This window comes from Ruegeria sp. AG1, assembly GCF_056541705.1.
Window position 1 is genome coordinate 301,374 of the sequence record NZ_JBQFYU010000007.1, and the last position, 19,607, is coordinate 320,980.

Annotated in this window: 19 protein-coding genes; 10 read left to right on the forward strand and 9 right to left on the reverse strand. The window is 59.3% G+C overall.

The window, feature by feature from the left end; genetic code table 11:
- Positions 1–57 precede the first annotated feature (57 nt).
- Positions 58–1,809: an acetolactate synthase 3 large subunit gene (locus ACR0B5_RS13225; RefSeq protein ID WP_480540998.1), complete on the reverse strand. Its 1,752-nt coding sequence runs from the start codon at positions 1,807–1,809 to the stop codon at positions 58–60.
- Between the two features lie 425 nt (positions 1,810–2,234).
- Here ACR0B5_RS13225 and ACR0B5_RS13230 point away from each other — a divergent pair, with 425 nt between their 5' ends.
- Together ACR0B5_RS13230 and ACR0B5_RS13235 are read left to right on the forward strand one after the other, a co-directional pair.
- Positions 2,235–3,080: a HalD/BesD family halogenase gene (locus ACR0B5_RS13230; RefSeq protein WP_480541000.1), complete on the forward strand. Its 846-nt coding sequence runs from the start codon at positions 2,235–2,237 to the stop codon at positions 3,078–3,080.
- A gap of 46 nt (positions 3,081–3,126) precedes the next feature.
- Positions 3,127–3,510: a bleomycin resistance protein gene (locus ACR0B5_RS13235; protein WP_480541002.1), complete on the forward strand. Its 384-nt coding sequence runs from the start codon at positions 3,127–3,129 to the stop codon at positions 3,508–3,510.
- Between the two features lie 79 nt (positions 3,511–3,589).
- Here the strand turns inward: ACR0B5_RS13235 and ACR0B5_RS13240 are convergent, their stop codons facing one another.
- Both ACR0B5_RS13240 and ACR0B5_RS13245 read right to left on the reverse strand, forming a co-directional pair.
- Positions 3,590–4,228 carry a response regulator transcription factor gene (locus ACR0B5_RS13240; RefSeq protein WP_480541004.1) on the reverse strand — a complete coding sequence of 213 codons (639 nt, stop codon included), beginning with the start codon at positions 4,226–4,228 and terminating at the stop codon, positions 3,590–3,592.
- Complete coding sequence (locus ACR0B5_RS13245; RefSeq protein WP_170466340.1) at positions 4,225–5,658, reverse strand: cache domain-containing protein; 1,434 nt, start codon at positions 5,656–5,658, stop codon at positions 4,225–4,227. The genes ACR0B5_RS13240 and ACR0B5_RS13245 overlap by 4 nt, the downstream gene beginning before the upstream one ends.
- 248 nt (positions 5,659–5,906) lie before the next feature.
- Here ACR0B5_RS13245 and ACR0B5_RS13250 point away from each other — a divergent pair, with 248 nt between their 5' ends.
- The 3 genes from ACR0B5_RS13250 to ACR0B5_RS13260 all read left to right on the forward strand — a co-directional run bounded on the left by ACR0B5_RS13250 (position 5,907) and on the right by ACR0B5_RS13260 (position 10,408).
- A complete protein-coding gene (locus ACR0B5_RS13250) occupies positions 5,907–6,989 on the forward strand; it encodes a TRAP transporter substrate-binding protein (protein WP_170373973.1) in 1,083 nt (360 codons plus the stop codon).
- A 120-nt stretch (positions 6,990–7,109) separates the two neighbouring features.
- Positions 7,110–8,036, forward strand: coding sequence for a TRAP transporter small permease subunit (locus ACR0B5_RS13255; RefSeq protein WP_480541006.1), 927 nt, complete (start codon positions 7,110–7,112; stop codon positions 8,034–8,036).
- Between the two features lie 17 nt (positions 8,037–8,053).
- Positions 8,054–10,408 (forward strand): TRAP transporter large permease, encoded by a 2,355-nt coding sequence (locus ACR0B5_RS13260; RefSeq protein WP_480541008.1) that lies wholly within the window; start codon positions 8,054–8,056, stop codon positions 10,406–10,408.
- Between the two features lie 124 nt (positions 10,409–10,532).
- Here the strand turns inward: ACR0B5_RS13260 and ACR0B5_RS13265 are convergent, their stop codons facing one another.
- The 4 genes from ACR0B5_RS13265 to ACR0B5_RS13280 all read right to left on the reverse strand — a co-directional run bounded on the left by ACR0B5_RS13265 (position 10,533) and on the right by ACR0B5_RS13280 (position 12,750).
- Positions 10,533–10,922 (reverse strand): VOC family protein, encoded by a 390-nt coding sequence (locus tag ACR0B5_RS13265; protein ID WP_480541010.1) that lies wholly within the window; start codon positions 10,920–10,922, stop codon positions 10,533–10,535.
- Positions 10,923–10,929: 7 nt separating this feature from the next.
- Positions 10,930–11,754, reverse strand: coding sequence for an arginyltransferase (locus ACR0B5_RS13270; RefSeq protein WP_170373969.1), 825 nt, complete (start codon positions 11,752–11,754; stop codon positions 10,930–10,932).
- Positions 11,755–11,829: 75 nt separating this feature from the next.
- The gene (locus ACR0B5_RS13275; protein ID WP_170489069.1) at positions 11,830–12,261 is read right to left on the reverse strand and encodes an RDD family protein; all 432 of its coding nucleotides are present in this window, start codon (positions 12,259–12,261) and stop codon (positions 11,830–11,832) included.
- A gap of 66 nt (positions 12,262–12,327) precedes the next feature.
- Positions 12,328–12,750 (reverse strand): DUF2852 domain-containing protein, encoded by a 423-nt coding sequence (locus ACR0B5_RS13280; RefSeq protein ID WP_480523354.1) that lies wholly within the window; start codon positions 12,748–12,750, stop codon positions 12,328–12,330.
- Positions 12,751–12,893: 143 nt separating this feature from the next.
- Here ACR0B5_RS13280 and ACR0B5_RS13285 point away from each other — a divergent pair, with 143 nt between their 5' ends.
- Genes ACR0B5_RS13285 through ACR0B5_RS13305 form a run of 5 tightly spaced genes read left to right on the forward strand, consistent with a single transcriptional unit; the run spans position 12,894 to position 18,162 of the window.
- A complete protein-coding gene (locus tag ACR0B5_RS13285) occupies positions 12,894–13,280 on the forward strand; it encodes a DUF4440 domain-containing protein (RefSeq protein WP_480523356.1) in 387 nt (128 codons plus the stop codon).
- Between the two features lie 49 nt (positions 13,281–13,329).
- Positions 13,330–16,125, forward strand: a complete 2,796-nt coding sequence (locus tag ACR0B5_RS13290; protein ID WP_480541012.1) for a [protein-PII] uridylyltransferase family protein — start codon at positions 13,330–13,332, stop codon at positions 16,123–16,125.
- Positions 16,109–16,381 carry a hypothetical protein gene (locus tag ACR0B5_RS13295; protein WP_480541014.1) on the forward strand — a complete coding sequence of 91 codons (273 nt, stop codon included), beginning with the start codon at positions 16,109–16,111 and terminating at the stop codon, positions 16,379–16,381. Before ACR0B5_RS13290 ends, ACR0B5_RS13295 begins: the two co-directional genes overlap by 17 nt.
- A gap of 39 nt (positions 16,382–16,420) precedes the next feature.
- Positions 16,421–17,623 (forward strand): RSP_2647 family RNA methyltransferase, encoded by a 1,203-nt coding sequence (locus tag ACR0B5_RS13300; protein ID WP_480541016.1) that lies wholly within the window; start codon positions 16,421–16,423, stop codon positions 17,621–17,623.
- Complete coding sequence (locus ACR0B5_RS13305) at positions 17,620–18,162, forward strand: RSP_2648 family PIN domain-containing protein (protein WP_480541018.1); 543 nt, start codon at positions 17,620–17,622, stop codon at positions 18,160–18,162. Before ACR0B5_RS13300 ends, ACR0B5_RS13305 begins: the two co-directional genes overlap by 4 nt.
- A gap of 70 nt (positions 18,163–18,232) precedes the next feature.
- On the opposite strand, the gene ACR0B5_RS13310 is transcribed toward ACR0B5_RS13305, so the two are convergent.
- Positions 18,233–18,919 carry a M48 family metallopeptidase gene (locus ACR0B5_RS13310; protein WP_170482987.1) on the reverse strand — a complete coding sequence of 229 codons (687 nt, stop codon included), beginning with the start codon at positions 18,917–18,919 and terminating at the stop codon, positions 18,233–18,235.
- An 85-nt stretch (positions 18,920–19,004) separates the two neighbouring features.
- Positions 19,005–19,607: hypothetical protein (locus tag ACR0B5_RS13315; protein WP_480541020.1), on the reverse strand; the 603-nt coding region annotated here is incomplete at its 5' end.

Genomic DNA, 19,607 nt, shown 5'->3' on the forward strand with positions numbered 1-19,607 from the left:
TTTCATCACCTTGCGAAAACCGGGCGTCGGGCGCCCGGTCAATTCCGACGAATGTTGTTAAACCAGAACCGAACCTTTGGAATCGATCACGCCCTGCGTTTCGGCCTCGCCCAGCAGCATCTCGTTATGGGCTTTGCCCGACGGGATCATTGGGAAGCAGTTCTCGTGCTTTTCTACAAGGCAGTCAAAGATCACCGGACCGTCGTAGTTGATCATCTCCATGATCGCGTCGTCCAGATCGGCTGGGTCGGAACACAGGATACCCTTGGCCCCGAAGGCCTCGGCGAGTTTGACGAAATCGGGTAGGGCCTCGGACCACGAATGCGAGTAGCGCTCACCATGCAGCAGCTCCTGCCATTGGCGAACCATGCCGAGGCGTTCGTTGTTCAGGATGAACTGTTTCACAGGCAGGCGATACTGAACTGCGGTGCCCATTTCCTGCATGTTCATCAGCCATGAGGCCTCACCCGCGACGTTTATCACCAGCGCGTCGGGATGCGCCATCTGCACACCGATCGAAGCCGGGGTGCCATAGCCCATCGTGCCCAGACCGCCTGATGTCATCCAGCGGTTGGGGTCCTCGAACCCAAGGTACTGCGCGGCCCACATTTGGTGCTGACCAACCTCGGTCGTGATGTAGCGATCGTGGTTTTTCGTCAGCTCTTCAAGGCGTTGCAGCGCGTATTGCGGTTTGATCGTCTTCTCGCTGTTGGTGTAGGCGAGGCAGTTGACCTTGCGCCATTCGGCAATCTGCCCCTGCCACTTGGCGACCGAGGCCGCATCGGTCTTGCGACCGCGCGATTTCCAGACCTTCAGGATATCTTCCAGCACATGGGCGACGTCGCCGACGATCGGGATGTCGACGCGTATCACCTTGTTGATCGACGAAGGATCGATGTCGATATGCGCCTTTTTCGAGTTCGGCGAGAACGCGTCGATACGGCCGGTAATCCGGTCGTCGAACCGCGCGCCGATGTTGATCATCAGGTCACAGTCATGCATCGCCAGGTTGGCCTCGTAGAGACCATGCATCCCCAGCATGCCCAACCAGTTCTCACCCGAGGCCGGATAGGCGCCAAGGCCCATCAGGGTCGAAGTGATCGGAAAACCAGTCGCATCCACCAGCTCACGCAGCAATTGACTGGCTGCGGGGCCCGAGTTGATGACGCCGCCGCCGGTGTAGAAAACGGGTTTTTTGGCGGTCTCTATCGCAGCGACCAGTTCGGTGATCTCTTCCAGATCGCCCTTCAGAACAGGCTGATAGCGAGAGGTCGACGTCTTGGGGCCAGTATAGTCTCCGGATGCAAACTGCACGTCCTTTGGAATGTCGATCAGCACCGGACCCGGACGGCCCGAGGTGGCGACATGGAACGCCTCATGCATGGTTTCAGCCAGAGAATCCGTGTCCTTCACCAGCCAGTTATGCTTGGTGCAGGGGCGGGTGATGCCAACGGTGTCGGCCTCTTGGAATGCGTCCGAGCCGATCATGAAGGTCGGCACCTGACCGGTCAGAACAACAATCGGGATCGAGTCGAGCAGCGCATCTGTCAAACCGGTGACCGCGTTGGTCGCGCCGGGGCCGGATGTCACCAGCGCAACGCCGGGTTTGCCAGTCGACCGGGCATAGCCTTCGGCCGCGTGGACCGCGCCTTGCTCATGCCGCACCAGGACGTGGCGAATGTCGTTTTGCAGAAAGATCTCGTCATAGATCGGTAGGACGGCGCCACCGGGGTATCCGAATACTGTGTCCACGCCCTGATCCTTGAGGGCCTGAACCACCATCTTTGCGCCGGTCATCTCACGTGTCATCTGCTTTGCTCCGTTCGCGACATGTGTCTTGCGTTTGCCAAAAAAAAGCCCCCGAGTTTTTCGGAGGCGCATGGGTTCGATTGTGGTTTTCCGTTACCGGCCCATACGCGTGTTTCCTACGATTACGACTAGCGTGTTCATCGCCAGAGGCTCCTTATCAGCTTGCAGGGGACATTATGTTCGGCACGACGGAGCGTCAACAGTCAATCGTATGAATTTCATGACCGGATTGATGAATTTTGCGACATTTTGTTGCGCAAAATGACGCATGTCGGGAATTTCCGGTAAAGCAGAAGGGGTCACGTGGTGTTTTGACGGATTTCTGACTTGTCTAAATCCGCCAACGCGATGTCTGAAATGAACCAGAAGCGCGCCATGTGCTGCGGCAGGCTAATTGCTAAGAGGGGCAAATAAGGAGGTCGGCCTTGCTGCAGGAACTCGTGGATTTGGGGCGCTATCCGATTGATCGTCCGGACTCGACCGCGTACCGCCAACTGATCGGTGATCTGCGCCGAGAGCTTGAGCATGACGGCTGCGCGGTTCTGCCCGGCTTTGTGCATGAGGCCGGGTTGGACCAGCTACTTGCCGAGGCGGATGCCGTCGCACCCAAGGCTCATCGGTCCTTCAACCGTACGAATGTCTATTTCACCAAGGACGACCCAAGCTATGGGATCGGGCATCCGGTGCGCCGGTTCTATGACCGGTCAAATGCGTTTGTGCCCGCGGACAATTTCCCCGGATCAGGACCTTTGAGGCGCATCTACGAGTTCAACGGCTTTCTGCCCTTCATTCGCGATGCGCTGGATGAGCCAGAGGATCGGTTCTTTCGCTATGATGATCCGCTGGCGGATGTCATCATCAATGTCGTGGAGGAGGGGCAGGGGTTTCCCTGGCATTTCGACACCAACAATTACACCGTGACTCTGGCCATTCAGAACGCCGAGACAGGCGGCGCGTTTGAATATGCCCCGGATCTGCGCAGTTCTGAGGATGAGAATTTTTCGGCGGTAAGAAGAGTTCTGGATGGCGATATGCAGGCCGTTCACCGGATCGACCTGCAGCCCGGTGATCTGCAAATATTTAAGGGTCGCTATGCTCTGCACCGAGTTGCGCCGGTTGAAGGCGCGCGCAAACGCTATGTTGGCATCTTCTCGTTTGTGGACACCGAAGGCATGTGCGGCGGGGTTGAGAGGACACGTCAGCTCTATGGTCGGGTTCTGCCGCATCACTACGCGCGCGAGGGCCGCCGGGCCGATGAATTGTTGGACTGAGTTGCCGGCACAGGTAGGCTAGGGTCCATTCAGGGAGGGCTTTGGCATGGCGCGTGTATTGCAACTCACTCCGTTTGTTTTGTGTTCGTCGTTGCAGAACCAGATTGATTTCTATTGCAACCGTTTGGGATTCAGCTGCGGGTTTCGGCAGGACAATTATGCGTTTCTCTCACGCGGTCCGGGGGCCATTCGGCTCCTGGAATGCCCGCCGCGAGACGATGGAAAGCTGCTGGGGGAAGAGCAGTCTTTCTATATCGACGTCGAGGGGATTGACGCGCTGTATGATAGCCTCAAACCGGGTCTGGAAGATCTGCCCGACGGACGTGTGCGCCCCCCGTTTGATCAGCCATATCAGCAACGCGAGTTTCACGTCATAGACGAGGATGGGACATTGATCTTTTTCGGCGAGGATATCAGGCCGCGCGGGTAGCCCTCCCGCCCATCGTCAACGCGCCTGCGGCGCGCCTCCTCTGGTTGGGCCGGGCAGCGCGTACCGCGCTGCGGGTGGCTCAGAAGCCGACGCCGGTGCCCTGCAATACGCCATGTTCCAGCGCATAACGGGTCAAGCCTGCTGTAGAGGAGATGCCCAGTTTGCGTTTGATGTTCTTGCGGTGCGTCTCGACAGTCCGGACCGAGATATCGAGTGCCAGGGCGACTTCTTTGTTGGATTTGCCCTGCGCCAGTTCCAGAAGGATGGTCTGTTCGCGCCCGGTAAGGGCTTCGCGGGTGCTGTCGCCTTTGGGTTTCAAGGACCCGCTGGCGCCGGTGCATAGATATTGCTCGCCCTTCATCACGGCATCGATCGCCTGTTTGATCTCATCCGTGGGGACGTCTTTCAGCACATAGCCTTTGGCCCCGTGGCTGAGAGCGGTCGAGATATATTCGGGGCTGTCATGCATCGACAGGATTAAAATGCGAGTCTCGGGCAGGCGTTCGAGTATCAGTTCGGTCGCGCTCAGGCCGCCGAGGCCTGGCATGTTGAGGTCCATCAGGATCACGTCGGGGGTCAACTCGGCCGCATGATCAACGGCGGCCTGACCGCTGCCCAGAGTACCGACGACCTCAATCTCGTCATAGCTTTCGAGGATCGACTGGATGCCCTCGGCCACCATGGGGTGATCGTCGACAATAAGGACTCGGATGGTCATGTCCCGGCCTTTCGGTTCGGTGTTGCGTCTTCCTGCGGCGGCAGCAGGTGGCTGAGGGGCAGGCTGACTTCGATCACCGTGCCCCCGTGCGGACCGCGTGATGACAGAATACGCAGCGTGCCGTCAAGCTGTTCGATCCGTTCCTGCATGTTACGCAGCCCAATGCCGGTGCCGCTCTGATCCGGTTCAGATCGCAGCCCGCGCCCGTCATCAGTGATCCGCATAGTCGCGCCTTTCTTGTGCCCGCGCAGGTCGATTGTAACATGCGAGGCGTCTGCGTGGCGCTCAATATTGGTCAAAGCTTCTTGAGCGATGCGGTAGAGGGCGATCTTGCTGTCCTGATCCAGCCGATTGCGGAAGACAACGGTCGAAAACTCGGTTTCGATTCCTGTGCGTTCGCGGAAGTCATCGGTCAGCGCCTTGAGGGCGGGGCCGAGGCCCAGATCATCTAGAACACCAGGTCGCAAGTCGCGGCTGATGCGGCGCACTTCGGTGATCGCCGTACCAAGGTGATCTATGCCCTTGTCCAATGGGGCCTGCGCGCCCGCGTCATCGCCTCGGGACAAGCGCCTTCGCGCATTGTCTAGCGCATAGCGCACGCCGACAAGGATCTGGCTGATCCCGTCATGCAGCTCGCGCGCGACGCGGCCGCGTTCTTCTTCCTGAGCGTCGAAGACCCGCTGGGTTAGCTCTTTCAGCTTGGCATCCGCCAGCCGCCGTTCGCGTATGTTCAGCAACATGCCTGACGCGAAGACGATCAGAACCGAGGCCACAACGATGGCACCGATATACATGAAGGTGCGCTGGACCCGGTCTTCGACCTCGGCGCGGGCATTGGCGACGGTGGCCAATATGTCGTCGATGAAGACACCGGTACCCACGGCCCAACGCCAATCCTGCAGGCCCACGACATAGGCGATCATCTGCGCCTCTTCCCCGGTCGAGGGCTTTTCCCACATGAAACTGTGCCAGCCTGCACCTTGGCGCGCCAGACGGATAAACTCATCCACGACCGGAGTACCGTCGCTGTCGGTCAGACCGTCCCAATTGCGGTTGATGAACTGGGTCTGGCGGGGGCTGACCAGGTTCGTGCCGTCGTAATCATAGACAAAGAAGAACCCGTCCTGCCCGTAGATCATCGCCGACAGAATCTGAGTTACCAGCGTTTTAGCGACATCATCGTCAGGTTCAGCGCGCCCGTAGATATAGGCAAATCCGTTGCGCGCCTGGGTGACATAGTTCTTCAGTTCTTCCTTCTTGGCCTCGATCAGGCGCAGCTCCAGCGCCTGTATTTCGCGCTCGGATGTTGCACGGGCCTGATAGGCGACCAGAAAGGCAATGGCCGCGACGGCAACGACCAAAGGGATGGCCGCAACCAAAGACAGTTTCTGCGCATAAGTCAGCGAAACCAGATGTCGGAGTCTTTGCATGGTCGAATCGATACGCAAGCGGCGGCGAAAATGCAAAAAGAATGAGCGTTTCTGGGGGTAAATGCCCTCGGGAACGTGGGATGGCTGGCTTTTTTGCCGATTTTATCTGCGAAAAACGGGCAGAAATTCGGGTTTCTACGCAGTAGTAGGTATTCCCTTTCATAACTCTGCCTCTAGGCTCCGATCCATTGAAAGCGACAGGCCCGGAACCCTCCGGGCGAGGACTTATGAAGGGGAGGAACACTCATATGGATCGTCGTTCATTTCTGAAGAAATCTGCTCTGGGCGGCTCGGCTGCTGCGGCTACCGCACTGGCGGCACCGGCTTATGCGCAGGGTCAGCGGACTCTGACCATGGTGACCTCGTGGGGTCGTGGTCTGGCCGGCGTGTTCGACAGCGCGCAGCGCTGCGCCGACAGCATCAACGCGATGTCCGATGGCAGCCTGAATGTTGAAATCAAAGCAGCAGGCGAGCTGGTTGGCGCGTTCGAAGTCTTCGACGCCGTTTCGTCCGGTCAGGCCGACATGTACCACGCTGCTGACTACTACTTTGTGGGTCAGCACCCGGGCTATGCCTTCTTCACGGCTGTTCCGTTCGGCATGACCGCGCAGGAACTGGTGAACTGGTACTACCACGACGGCGGTATGGAGCTGCATGACGAGCTGGGCTCGATCTTTGGCCTGAAATCCTTCCTGGCGGGTAACACCGGCGCGCAGGCAGGTGGCTGGTACTCGAAAGAGATCAACGGCCCCGAGGATTTCCAGGGTCTGAAGTTCCGCATGCCGGGTCTGGGTGGCCAGGCGCTGGGTAAACTGGGTGCATCGGTTCAGAACATTCCGGGTTCCGAAGTGTATCAGGCGCTCTCCTCGGGTGCGATTGACGGTACCGAGTGGATCGGCCCCTGGGCGGACGAAAAAGCGGGCTTCCAGGAAATCACCAAGACCTACTACACTGCGGGCTTCCACGAGCCGGGCGCTGGTCTGTCGCTGGCGACCAACCGCGACGTGTTCGACGAACTGACACCGGCCCAGCAGAAGATCATCGAGATCGCAGCGGCCGAAGCGCACCAGTGGAACCTAGCGCAATTCCTGGCGAACAACGGTGCAGCCCTGCAGCGTCTGCAGTCGGGTGGCGTGAAGGTCATGGAATTCCCAGACAGCGTTTGGGATGCGTTCGGTCAGGCTTCGCAAGAGGTTCTGGACGAGAACATGGGCGACGAGCTGTTCAAGAAGATCCACGACAGCGCAATGGCCTCGATGGCATCGTCCTCGGGCTGGCTGAACCTGTCGTCGGGTGCCTATACCGCTCAGCGCGACCGCGTTCGCGGCTAATCCCAAGTGAACTGACCAAACGGTTTCCCCGCAATCGCGGGGGAGCCTTTCTTGTTGCATATGCGCGGACCCATCATGCCGCTATAATTTGCAGTGCAACTGATGTGACCCGGGGACAACATGCAGGACGATAACGGTATCTCGTTTTTCGGCGCCCTGTGGAATGGACTGATCTGGTTCATTCAGAACATTGCCGAAGCCTTCTATAATTTTGGATATGCGATCACGCATCCGCAGCTGTGGCTGGATTGGTCCGACAACGAATCCATCATGCGCTTTGTCTACTACGGAGGCTCGGTCGAGTTCTTCTTCGTGGTTTTCACGCTGTTTCTGGTGCTGACGGCCATCGGCCTCTACTACCGAAACGTGATGTGGGGCATGGTGCGCGGGCTCGAGGCCTTCGCCAACACGACCGGGCGGTTCTTTGCCTGGGCGGGTTTGCTGATGGTGATCCAGCAGATCGTTATCGTGTTTATGCAGCGTGTCTTTGCCCGGCCTGATATGTCTTTTGGTCTGGGTATCCCCTTCAATCAGGACATCAGCTGGTTTGCCGAAGAGCTGAAGCTCTATAACGCGATGGTCGTCTGCCTGTGCTGCACCTACACCTTCGTGCAAGGCGGGCATGTGCGGGTTGACCTGATCTATGCCGGTATCAGCCACCGCGCCAAGCGGGTGGTCGATATGTGCGGGGCGGTGTTGTTCATGATGCCGATGGCCGTGCTGACCTGGATGTATGGCTGGTACTTCATGTGGCGGCACCTGATCGTACCGAAACCCTCGGCCAGTGACACACTGGACAGGCTGGTGGCCAAGTCGCGCGCCCTGCGCTGGAACGTGGAAACCATCGGCTTCAGCCCGAACGGTTTCAACGCGTATTTCCTGTTCAAAATCCTGCTCGTGATCTTTGCGGGCATGGTGTTCTTGCACGCGGTTGCCTTCCTATGGCGGTCGTATCTGGAATACGTGGAAGGGCCGGAAAGCGCCGGAAAATACCTCGACAAGGATAGCCTTGGTGAGGGCGAAGAAGCCTACGAAGGCGCACATTAAGGACGGAGACCAAGACAATGCTATTCGGACTTGATGGCGTCGAGATAGGCCTCATTATCGTATTCTTTTGCCTTTTCGGAGGCATTCTCTCAGGCTTCCCGGTGGCCTTTGCCATCGGTGGGGCGGGTGTGATCTCCTTCGGGATCATCGCCGCGCTGGACAGCGCTGGATTGCTGATCCATCAGGCGATTGACACTGGCTCACAAGCTTACCGAGACCTGGTGAATTCCGGGGTCAAACCCGATACGGTCTCGGTCTTCCGATACCCGGACTTACCAAGGATAGGCGAGCCGGTTTTCCCCTCGGGTTGGGAAACCGCGCTGGACCGGAACGTTTCCTTCATCGTCAACCGCATGAACGAACGGGTTCTGGCCGGTCAGTCGATTGAGACCCTTCTGGCGGTGCTGATGTTCGTTCTGATGGGCATCACGCTGGAGCGTTCCAAGATCGCCAACGACCTGCTGACAACGATGGCGCGCGTCTTTGGACCGCTGCCTGGTGGTCTGGCCGTGTCGATTGTTGTTGTGGGTGCGTTTCTGGCCGCCTCGACCGGGATCGTTGGTGCGACCGTGGTTACCATGGGCTTGCTGGCGCTGCCGACGATGTTGCGAAACAACTACTCGCCCGAGTTGGCGACAGGTGTGATCGCGGCCTCGGGGACGCTGGGGCAAATCATCCCTCCCTCGATCGTGATTGTTCTTCTGGGTACGTTGGCGGGTGACCTGTATTCGACGGCACAGGAAGAGCGTGCGGTCGAGGCGGGCTGTACCGATGCGTTGACCTTTTTGGGGGAGCCTGCGGTGGTCTCGGTTGGAACCTTGTTCCAAGCGGCTTTGTTGCCGGGGATCATGCTGGCGCTGCTCTACGCGCTTTATGCCTTCGGTTATGCGCTGCTGAACCCGGACAAGGCTCCGGCTGTTGAGCTGTCGGGTGGCTCTGGTGAGACGATCACCCGTTCTGAGGGTCTGACCTGGCTGCTGGGTGCGCCGGTTGCGATCATCGTCGGTGCGGTGCTTTTGGGCAGTGCAGGTGTGATCGGCAGCCAGAACATCTCGGTCTCGGCCTTCTCGGATGTGGGGCAGGGAGCGTCTTTGCGCACGAATGTCTCGGCTGAGTGTCAGGCCTCGATGATCGAGCTGCATGGCCAATCCGCCTGGGATCAGGCCGTGGCCGAGCAAGAGGCAATCGACGCCGCCGGTGGCGTCGCCAGCGCCGAGCGCCTGAGCGAGGAAGAACTCGCCGCCGCACGTGACGCCAAGATCGCCAATGCGGCTCCTATCGGAACCGGTGTTTCGATTGTGGTGGTGCTGCTGACGCTGACCTTGGTTCTGGGTCGTGGCATCGCGCCTTCGCGGTCGCCGCAACCTCTGATCGTTGGGGCGATTGGCCTGTTGTTGATGCTGTTGGTGGATATTCTCTTCATCCAGCCGACGACCTCATCCGGGGCGACTTTCGTGCTGCTGGCGATCCCCTTCGCCATCGCGATCTACGGCTGTAAAGAGGCCGCCGCCCGCTGCGCCACCAACGATCTGATCCGAGTGGTGTTCCCGCCGCTGGTTCTGATCATCGCGGTGCTGGGTTCGATCCTTGGCGGTGTCACTAATCCGACACCCGCTGCGGCACTGGGTGCCGGTGGTGCGATCATGCTGGCTGCTTACCGCAAGCTGCAGGATCAGGGCCGGTCCGGTAGTGTGATTATCTGGTCGACCTTTGCAGTCATCATCTGTCTGCTGATGGGCGTGAACTTCGATTTGCGGATCAATCAGGGCAATGTCCCGGTTGAGACCTGGATCGCCTTTATCATGGCCTATGCGACTTACCTCTACGCTCTGTTCGGTCTGTTGTTCGGCTGCTGGGTCCTGTTCTCAAGCGGAGTTCTGACGCCGGTGGTGCGCGAGACGGCGAAGGTGACCTCGATGGTGTTTACCATCCTGATCGGGTCGCAGCTGCTGAACCTTGTGGTAATCTCGTTCGGGGGTGAGCACTACATCCAGCAGTTCCTACGCAGCTTTGACAACGAGTTCACGGTCTTCCTGATCGTGATGCTGGTCCTGTTCATTCTGGGCTTCGTGCTGGATTTCCTCGAGATCATCTACATCGTGATCCCGATTGTTGGGCCTGTGATCTATGGCGGGTCGTTCGATCCGAAATGGGTGACCATCATGGTGGCGGTGAACCTGCAGACATCGTTCCTGACGCCACCCTTCGGGTTCGCCTTGTTCTACCTGCGAGGGGTCGCCCCGAAAGAGGTGACGACAGGCCATATTTATCGTGGCGTTGTACCTTTCGTGATCATTCAGGTCGTTGGTATTGCGATCCTATGGTTCTTCCCGACCATTGTGACCATCGTGCCGGATCTGATCCCGAACTGATCACTGAGTGTAGTCCAAATGAAAAAGGGGGCCTGCAGGGCCCTCTTTTGCTTTCTTGCTTGAGTTTTGATGCGAAGCGCTTTCTCGGACTTTGCATGAGTTATCCTCGGCCGGATGAACGGGATCAGGCGAACTGGATGAGGTCCCAACGATTTCCGAAAGGGTCCTGCCATACCGCGACTGTGCCGTAGGGTTCAACGCGGGGCTCTTCTTGGAAATGGACACCCTTTGCCCGCATTGCTGCGTGATCGCGTTGGAAGTCATCGGTTTCCAGAAAGAACCCAACACGACCTCCGGTTTGGTTGCCGATAGCAGCCTCTTGTTCGGCCCCGTCGGCTTTGGCGAGCAATAGTGAGGCCTCGCCCGAACCCGGCGGCGTGACGAGGACCCAGCGTTTCCCGCCTCCCAAATCAATGTCTTTGGAAAGGGTGAAGTCCAGCGTTGCAGTGTAGAAATTGATCGCAGCATCGTAGTCAGGCACCACGAGGGTGACAGCATGCAGGCTCTGTTTCATGAAAGGATTAGCCTTTAGTGGGGTGGCGGTCAGGCAGTTGGATGTTTGCCACTTGCTCGGCTATAGGGGCCGAGGCGAGAGGGTGGTGCGATGCATCTGCGAAAGCCTCGGGGTTGGAAATTTTCTCCCAGCGCCCCTGAACATAGGCCTCTAGCCCCGAAAACTTGGCTTTGTAGCCCATTTTCGGACTGCCGGGGACCCAATAGCCCAAGTAGATATAGGGCAGGCCAGCCTCACGCGCGATCTCGATATGGTCGAGGATCATGTAGGTGCCCAAGGAGTTCTGCGGCTGGTTTGGATCGTAGAAGGAATAAACCATGCTGAGGCCGTCATCCAGAACATCGGTCAGACTGACGGCGATCAGGTTTCCGGTTTCAGGATCGGCATATTCCACAACGCGGCTGCGGATCGGGGTTTCCTCGATCATCGCGGCGAACTCGAAAACGTCCATATCGGCCATGCCGCCATCAGCGTGGCGGGTATCGAGGTAGCGACGGAACAGCTCGTACTGATCGTCGGTGGCCCAAGGCGAGGTTGCGCGGCGCTCTAGATATCCATTGCGTTTGGCCGCGCGTTTCTGGCTTTTGGTCGGGCGGAAGGCCGAGACGTCGATCCGGGCGGAAAGGCAGGCGGCGCAATCGGTGCAGGATGGTCGATAGAGAACGTTCTGCGACCGGCGAAACCCTTGTTGGGACAGCGAATTGTTCAACTGATCCGCGCCTGCGCCTTGCAGAGCGGTGAAGAGTTTGCGCTCCATCCTGCCCTCAAGGTAAGGGCAGGGCTGGGGGGCCGTCACATAGAATTGTGGCGCAATTGGCAGCGTGTGTCGCATGAAGGTCCCATGTAGCCTCGCACCGGATGATAGCAACGGATTTTCAAGCCGCCAAGTGATTCAAGTGTGTTGCGTTCAGGCCCGCTGGTTGATCATGACTGTGCCAAGGAAGGCATCCGTCAGGCCCTGGCACCGCGCGCTGGTCAGCATCATGATGACAGACACGATCTGAACCACGAAGAACGCCATGCTGAGGAAGTATCCGGCCGTGTGGGCCACCGCTTTGCCCATATCCATCCGTTCGCCGAATGCGTCGCGCAGCTCGATCCCCATGAACCGCATGCCAAGCGTGGCAGACCCGTTCGAGATCGTGATGACCCGGTAGACAAAGCTGATCACGGCATAGATCAGCGGCAGGAAGAACAGCCCGGCCCCAAGTGTCAGGAAGACGGGGACGATGCACAGAAGTGAGATAAAGGCGATGTCGAACAACCATGCGACAAAGCGCTTGGTTGCGACGGACTGGTAGAACTCGGGTTGAGTATCGGGATCGGGCAGGTGGTTCATGGTCAGGTTTCCGAAAGGGAGGGTCGTGCTACCCTGTCCCGAATGGTCGGGACAGGGCAAGTCAATTCAGGCCGGTTCGCCTTTGCCATCGTCTTCGTGGTTTTCACGGGCGCGTTCATCCATGAACTGGTCGAACTCGGCTTTATCCTTGGCTTCGCGCAGGCGGCGCAGGAAGGCTTCGAAATCCTGCTGTTCACGCTCCAGACGGGCTAGGGTGTCGGCCTTGTAGGCGTCGAAGGCGCTGTTGCCTGATGGCTTCATTGCGCTCATGTGACTGTGCCAGGATTTGCGGCGGGTGCAGGACTTGCTGAACATGCGTTTGCTCCAGATCATATAGGCCAGAAGGGCGAGGCCCACGGGCCAGAAGAAGATGAACCCAAGAACCATGGCGGCGATCCAGGCGCCTTTGCCTTTGTCGTCCATCCAAGCCTCGGCACGATAGAGCCACCCCGGATTTGCGGGTGCGGCGGGTTCGGACAATGCGGTCATGTAGTCTCTCCTGGGGTTGATGTAAATTCCTTTCACATGATCTAGATGGGTAGCGCTTGCGGCGTTGCAAGGGGTATATGTGAAAAAGATTTACATTTTCAGATTTGGTTGACGACGCAGGCCTCGGGCAGCAGGGTGCGGGCATGATGACTGAGAACATAAATGCGCCAACGCTTGTAGAGATCTTGGAGCTGGAAAAGCAGGTATGGTCTGCTTTGGTGACAGGCGATGCCCATGCTGACAGGGCGCTTCTGAGTGCTGATTTCCTGGGTGTCTACCCCTCGGGTTTTGCAAATCGGGACGACCATGTCGGGCAGTTCGCTGAAGCTCCGACAATGGCGGAATTCAAGTTGAGCGAAGAACGCTTGCGGATTTTGACCCCGGATATCGTATTGCTGTCCTATCGGGCTGATTATGTGCGACCAGGCGCGGAGGAGTGGGAGGCGATGCTCATATCTTCCCTTTGGGAGCGTCGGGCAGGCGCTTGGATCAACAGTTTCAGTCAGGACACTCCGGTCGAACAGGAATAATGCGTCTGCCGCATTGACCTTGCCGCCCAGCGGTGCGCAGGGTCCGGGTATGACTGAGAGTTTGACCATCAACCGTCTGCCGCGCGCGTTCGACCAATCCTTGGGCGACGAAACCCGCGCTTTGCTTGCCGACCTGACGACTGAGCAAGGCGATCTGATCGCCGGAACCGCCGGGTCCAGCCCGTATCTGAAGGGGCTGATCGAGCAAGAGAAAGTGTGGCTGCCGCAGGCCATGCACCAGCCAGACAACGCCTTGGCAGAGGTGATGGAGGCCGCGCGTACCCTCGCGCCTGATCAGCTCAAGCCGGGGTTAAGGCTGGCCAAGCGGCGGATGGCTGTTCTGACCGCTTTGGCGGATATCGCGGGTGCTTGGCCATTGGAAAAGGTAACGGCAGCGCTGACTGATTTTGGCGCACTGGCGGCGGATGTGGCTGCAAAGGCCGAGATTGCTGCCTTGATCCGCCGCAAGAAGCTGCCTGGAAAGACCGAGGATGATGTCGAAACCGCTGCCGGGATGGTCATTCTCGCGATGGGCAAGATGGGCGCGCATGAGCTGAACTACAGCTCGGACATCGACCTGATCGTTCTGTTTGATGAAACGCGCTTTGACCCGGATGATTTCTACGAAGCCCGTCACGGAATGGTGCGAGCCACGCGCAATTTCTGCGCCACGCTCAGCGACAAAACCGCCGACGGGTATGTATTCCGTACCGATCTGCGCCTGCGACCGGACCCCGCAGTGACCCCGGTCTGCATGGCGACGGAGGCGGCAGAGCGCTACTATGAAAGCCTCGGCCGCACATGGGAGCGGGCCGCCTATATCAAAGCGCGCGCCTGCGCGGGGGATCTTGCGGCCGGAGAGCGGTTTCTGGACACCCTGAAACCCTTTGTCTGGCGCAGGCATCTGGACTTTGCCGCCATTCAGGACGCCCATGACATGCGCCTGCGTATCCGCGAGAACAAAGGAACGGGCGGCAGCCTCTCGATCCCCGGTCATGACATGAAACTGGGGCAGGGCGGCATCCGAGAGATCGAGTTTTTCACCCAGACCCGGCAGTTGATTGCAGGGGGGCGCGACCCCGATCTGCGCGTGCGCGGCACGGTGCCTGGGCTGGCGGCTCTGGCGCAGAAGGGCTGGGTGCCGGAAGAGGTTGCGGAAAAGCTGACCGATCACTATCGCGCGCATCGAGAGGTCGAACATCGCATTCAGATGATCCATGACGCTCAGACCCACAAGGTCCCTCAATCTGAAGACGGGATCGAACGGGTCGCCTGTCTGATGGGTCTCAGTAGTAGCGATCTGACCAAGGACCTGATGCGCCGCCTGACCGAAGTGCATGAGCTGACCGAAGGCTTCTTTGCACCGGGCGCAGGGCCTACGCCGACGCCCGCGCCTGAGGTGACGTTCGACCAAAATATCCTCGCCCGCTGGGCCACATATCCGGCCCTGAGGTCTCAGCGCGGGCGACGTATCTTCGACCGGTTGAAGCCCGAGCTCCTCTCGCGCCTTGCCAAAACCGCGCAACCCGATGAGGCCCTGTTGGCGCTGGATGGGTTTCTGGCGGGCCTGCCAGCGGGTGTTCAGCTGTTCTCGCTCTTTGAGGCTAACCCACATCTGATCGACCTGTTGATCGACATCGTCGGCACCTCGCATGCGCTGGCGTCTCATCTGTCGCGCAACGCCTCGGTGTTTGACGCGGTGATCGGAGGCAGTTTCTTCAGCGATTGGCCCGGTTTGGAGGTTTTGCAGGCCGAGTTGGTGGAAGCACTGGCGCAGGAAACCGACTACGAAACGCAACTCGATCTGGCGCGGCGCTGGTGCAAGGAATGGCATTTCCGCATTGGCGTTCACCACCTGCGCGGCCTGATCGACGGGGCGCGGGCCGGCCGGCAATATGCCGAGCTGGCGCAAGCCGTGATCGCCGCGATCCTACCTTATGTGACAGACGTCTTCGCACGCAAACACGGCCCGGCACCGGGGCGCGGAGCGGCCATTCTGGGCATGGGGTCGCTGGGGGCAGGGCGGATCAACTCGCAATCCGATTTGGATATGATCGTGATCTACGATCCGCTCGATCAGGACATGTCCGACGGTCCCCGCCCGCTGGCCACGCGCACCTATTACGCTCGGTTCACGCAGGCACTGATCACGGCGCTTTCGGCTCCAATGTCTCAGGGACGACTGTATGAGGTCGACATGCGCCTGCGCCCCTCTGGCAATCAGGGGCCGGTGGCCACCAGTTGGGCAAGTTTCAAGCATTACCAGCAGGAAGAGGCCTGGGTGTGGGAACATCTCGCCCTGACACGCGCCCATGTCGTCGCCGGAGACGCGGGCCTGGCTCAGGACATAGAAACCTTCCGAACCGAGCTGCTGTCGCGCCCAAGGGAAGCAGACAAAGTTCTGCGCGAAGTGGCCGAAATGCGGACACGTCTGGCGGCGGCCAAGGCCCCCGCGGGCGTTTGGGACGCCAAAAATGGCCCGGGTCGGATGATGGATATCGAGCTGATGGCCGAGACAGGCGCGCTGATGGCCGGCCTCGCAAACCGGGATGTGATGTCCGGCCTCGACGGGGCGGTCGCTGCCGGTTTGTTGGATGTCGCGCAGGCGCAAACATTGAAGGACAGCTACGATTTATGCTGGTCAGTACAATGCGCGGCGCGGCTGCTTTCGGGCAAGGTGATTGAAGCGGACAAAATCGGCGAGGGCGGAGCGGCCTTCCTATGCCGTGCCACCGGGTTCGAACAGGTCGAAGCGCTGCAATCCGCATTGCAGGACAGCTACTCCACCGCCGCCGAAATCATCGGCTGCGTAATCAAAGAGGATGAAGATGGCGCGCAGCACTGATCCAAACGACCCCAAGGGCCTGATCCGCGAGGCGTATAACATCGAAGGCATCACCATGCCCGAATGCCGCAGCATCTTTCTGGACTGGGCGCTCAGCCTGCCCGATGGCGTGGACCAGAAACAAGCTCTGGCCCAGCTGCACGCGGCCTATTCCGCTCAGGAGGCCGATCATCCCATGACGCAGGTGATGACCGAAGGGCTGCAAGCCGCCCAAGCGCCCAAGCGGCGCGGCGGCTGGCGCTCTCGCCCGCGCTAGGGGGTTTTCCTTCGGGCTGTTCGCGACTATGAGGCGGTCATGACCCAAGCCGAAGACCGTCCCCGTATCCGACTGAAACCCAAAGCCAATGCGCGCGGGCTGCGCCATGGGTTCCCATGGGTCTATGCCAATGACATCGTCACCGATCGGCGCACGCGCAAAATCCCCGCCGGGGCGCTGGCCGTGCTTGAGGATGACAAACGCGTGCCGATCGCTTTGGTCGCGGTCAACCCCGAGTCGAAGATCATGTGTCGCGTTCTGGATCGCGATAATAAGGCCGATCTGAACGCGGACTGGTTCGAGACCCGCCTGCGCCGCGCGCTTGAGATGCGCGAACGCCTGTTCGACGCGCCATACTACCGTCTGATCCACGCCGAGGCCGATGGCTTTCCTGGTGTGATCATCGACCGTTTTGGTGATGCCTGCGTGATACAGCCCAACGCCGCCTGGGCCGAAGCGCATCTGGAGGCGCTAACCGACGCGCTGGTCAAGGTGACTGGCGTGACGACGGTTCTGAAAAACGCCTCTGGCCGGACTCGCGGATTGGAGGGGTTGGACGACGTCAACAAAACCCTGCGCGGAACCGCGCCTTACGCGCCTCTGCCCGTTCCCATGAACGGCGCGACCTATATGGCCGACCTGACCGGCGGTCAGAAAACCGGCCTGTTCTACGATCAACGTCCCAACCACGCTTTTGCGGCGCGTTTGGTGCATCCCGAAGCTCAGGTGCTGGACGTGTTCAGCCACGTGGGCGGCTTCGGCCTCTCCATGCTGGCTGGAGGGGCGGCACAGGCACTATCCGTCGATGGCTCTGCCGCCGCTTTGGACCTAGCCACCAAAGGGGCCCAAGCAAGCGGATGTGCTGACCGGTTCCAGACCCGCCAAGGCGACGCTTTCGATGTGCTGACGCAACTTGGCGAAGATGGCGCGCAGTTCGATGTCGTCATCTGCGACCCGCCCGCCTTCGCGCCTTCGAAACAAGCCCTCGACGCCGGCTTGCGCGCTTATGAACGCATCGCCCGTCTCGCCGCCCCACTGGTCAAACCCGGCGGCTATATGGGCCTCTGCTCCTGCTCTCATGCGGCGGATTTGGGCCGCTTCCGCGACGCTTCGTCCCGCGGGATAGGACGGGCAGGGCGGCAGGCGCAACTGATCCACACCGGCTTTGCCGGACCCGATCATCCTCAACTGCCACAACTAGCCGAAAGCGGTTACCTCAAAGCCGTATTCTACCGGCTGTGAAGGCGGTTCTGGATACCTGCGTCATCTACCCGACGGTGATGCGAGAGATGCTATTGGGCGCCGCAGAACTGGGCCATTTTACCCCCATCTGGTCCGCGCGCATCCTCGAAGAATGGGCCCGGGCAGCCCGCAAACTGGGCCCCGAAGGCGAAGCACAGGCCCGCGCCGAGATCGCTCTGGCCCAAGCGCACTGGCCCAAAGCCGAACGCAAGGTCGCATCAGGTATCGAACAGCGTCTCTGGCTGCCCGACAAGGCCGATATCCACGTTCTGGCAACGGCCATTGAGGCCTCGGCGGATGTCATCGTCACCGTCAACGCCAAGGACTTCCCCAGAAACATCCTGTCCGAAGAAGGACTTGAGCGCCGCGACCCAGACAGCCTACTCCACAGCTTCTGGCAAACCGACCCCACAGGCATGGCCGAGACCGCCAACGCGGTTCTGTCCGAAGCCAACCGCCTGTCCGGCGATCAATGGAGCCTACGCGCGCTCATGAAAAAGGCCCGCCTGCCGCGCCTTGGCAAAGCCCTGACCACCTAGGCGGGATCCCTCTTCATCTGGCTAGAAATACCTCGGAGAGCGCGAGAGGCTGGCCTCTCGCTGCGCATCCTCAGCCACGCGCCCAACGCTGCTCCAAAGCCTCCAACGCGGCAATGCGCTCATCCGTTTTCGGATGACTCATCAGCCACGCAGGTACCATCCCTGCGCGTTGCTGCGTCAGGTCTTCCAACTTGTGGAACAGAGATTTCTGCGGCGCGATCCCAATCCCGGCCTTCGTCAGCAAGGCAGCAGCATATTCATCCGCCTCATACTCATCCTGTCGGGACAAACGCGACGCCAACAGGGAGGTCAGCGCATTCGCAATCATGGCCCCGATGAAAGGAATGAACCGGTTCAACACCATGATCAACGCGGTCCGCATTGCGTTCTGGCCTGAGAAATCAATCATCCGCCGCTTCGCATGCCCTAAGGCCACATGGCCCAGCTCATGGGCAATCACGCTGGCCATTTCTTCGGCCGAGACCTCACCGTTGCGAAACTTGCGATAAAACCCGCGCGTGATGAATATCCGCCCGTCCGGAGCTGCCAACCCGTTCACCGGGTCAATCTCGTAGATATAGACCGGCACCCGCGCGATATTCAAAGCAGCGGCCAGCCTGTCCGTCATTCGTTTGAGGGCAGGATCAGCCAGTTCGGTCGACTTCTGATCCAACTCACGATGGGTGCGCCAGATGGAAATCCGGTACATCACAAGGCCATAGGCAATCGCCAGAAGGATCGGAGTTAAGCGAAGCATGAAACAGATATGGGCGGCTCACCCAGTCTAGGCAAGCCGCAATTGCAGTTAAGTCCTAGGTCAAAACATGCCCCGAATGCTGAACCTACCTACCCGGCAGAGGAAGCTGCAAGTTCGAATGGAATTCAGAGAGAGACTGTTTCGTTAACGTGGCACCTTTTGAAGCCTCGAAAAAGGCATGTTCTGCCTCTTTCTGAGCGACCAATGCATCAACTCTCAAGTCTCTTACATCTGCGCGCAGGTCGTCACGTGCCTCTTCATAGGTTTCGGCGTCACGCAGTTCATCCTCAAGCGCGTTCAGGTCGTCTTGGTAGTTGGGGTCTGAAGGATCAAGCGCGGCAATGTCGTCGGCAATGTCGTCGCTGCTGCGGCCGTCATAGCTTTCGTTCAGTTCCCTCAGCTCGCGCCGCGCGTCATAGAGATCTCCGCGCAGGTCATAGTAGGCTTCCGCAGCGGCCTGATAGGTCGCGATCTTGCCGACATTGCTGTTGGGAGACGCGTTGCGAAACGCCGGAGCCGCCGCTTTCGATGCGTTCAGGTTGCGCAACTTGTCCGAGCCATACGGGTCAGTAATCGAAGCCACAAGCGGATCGCGGTAATAGCGATACCGATCCTTCTTTTGATGCGAATAGGTGTCATAAACATCCCGCCGATCATCCCACTGTTCATAGGTCGCATCGTCTTTGGT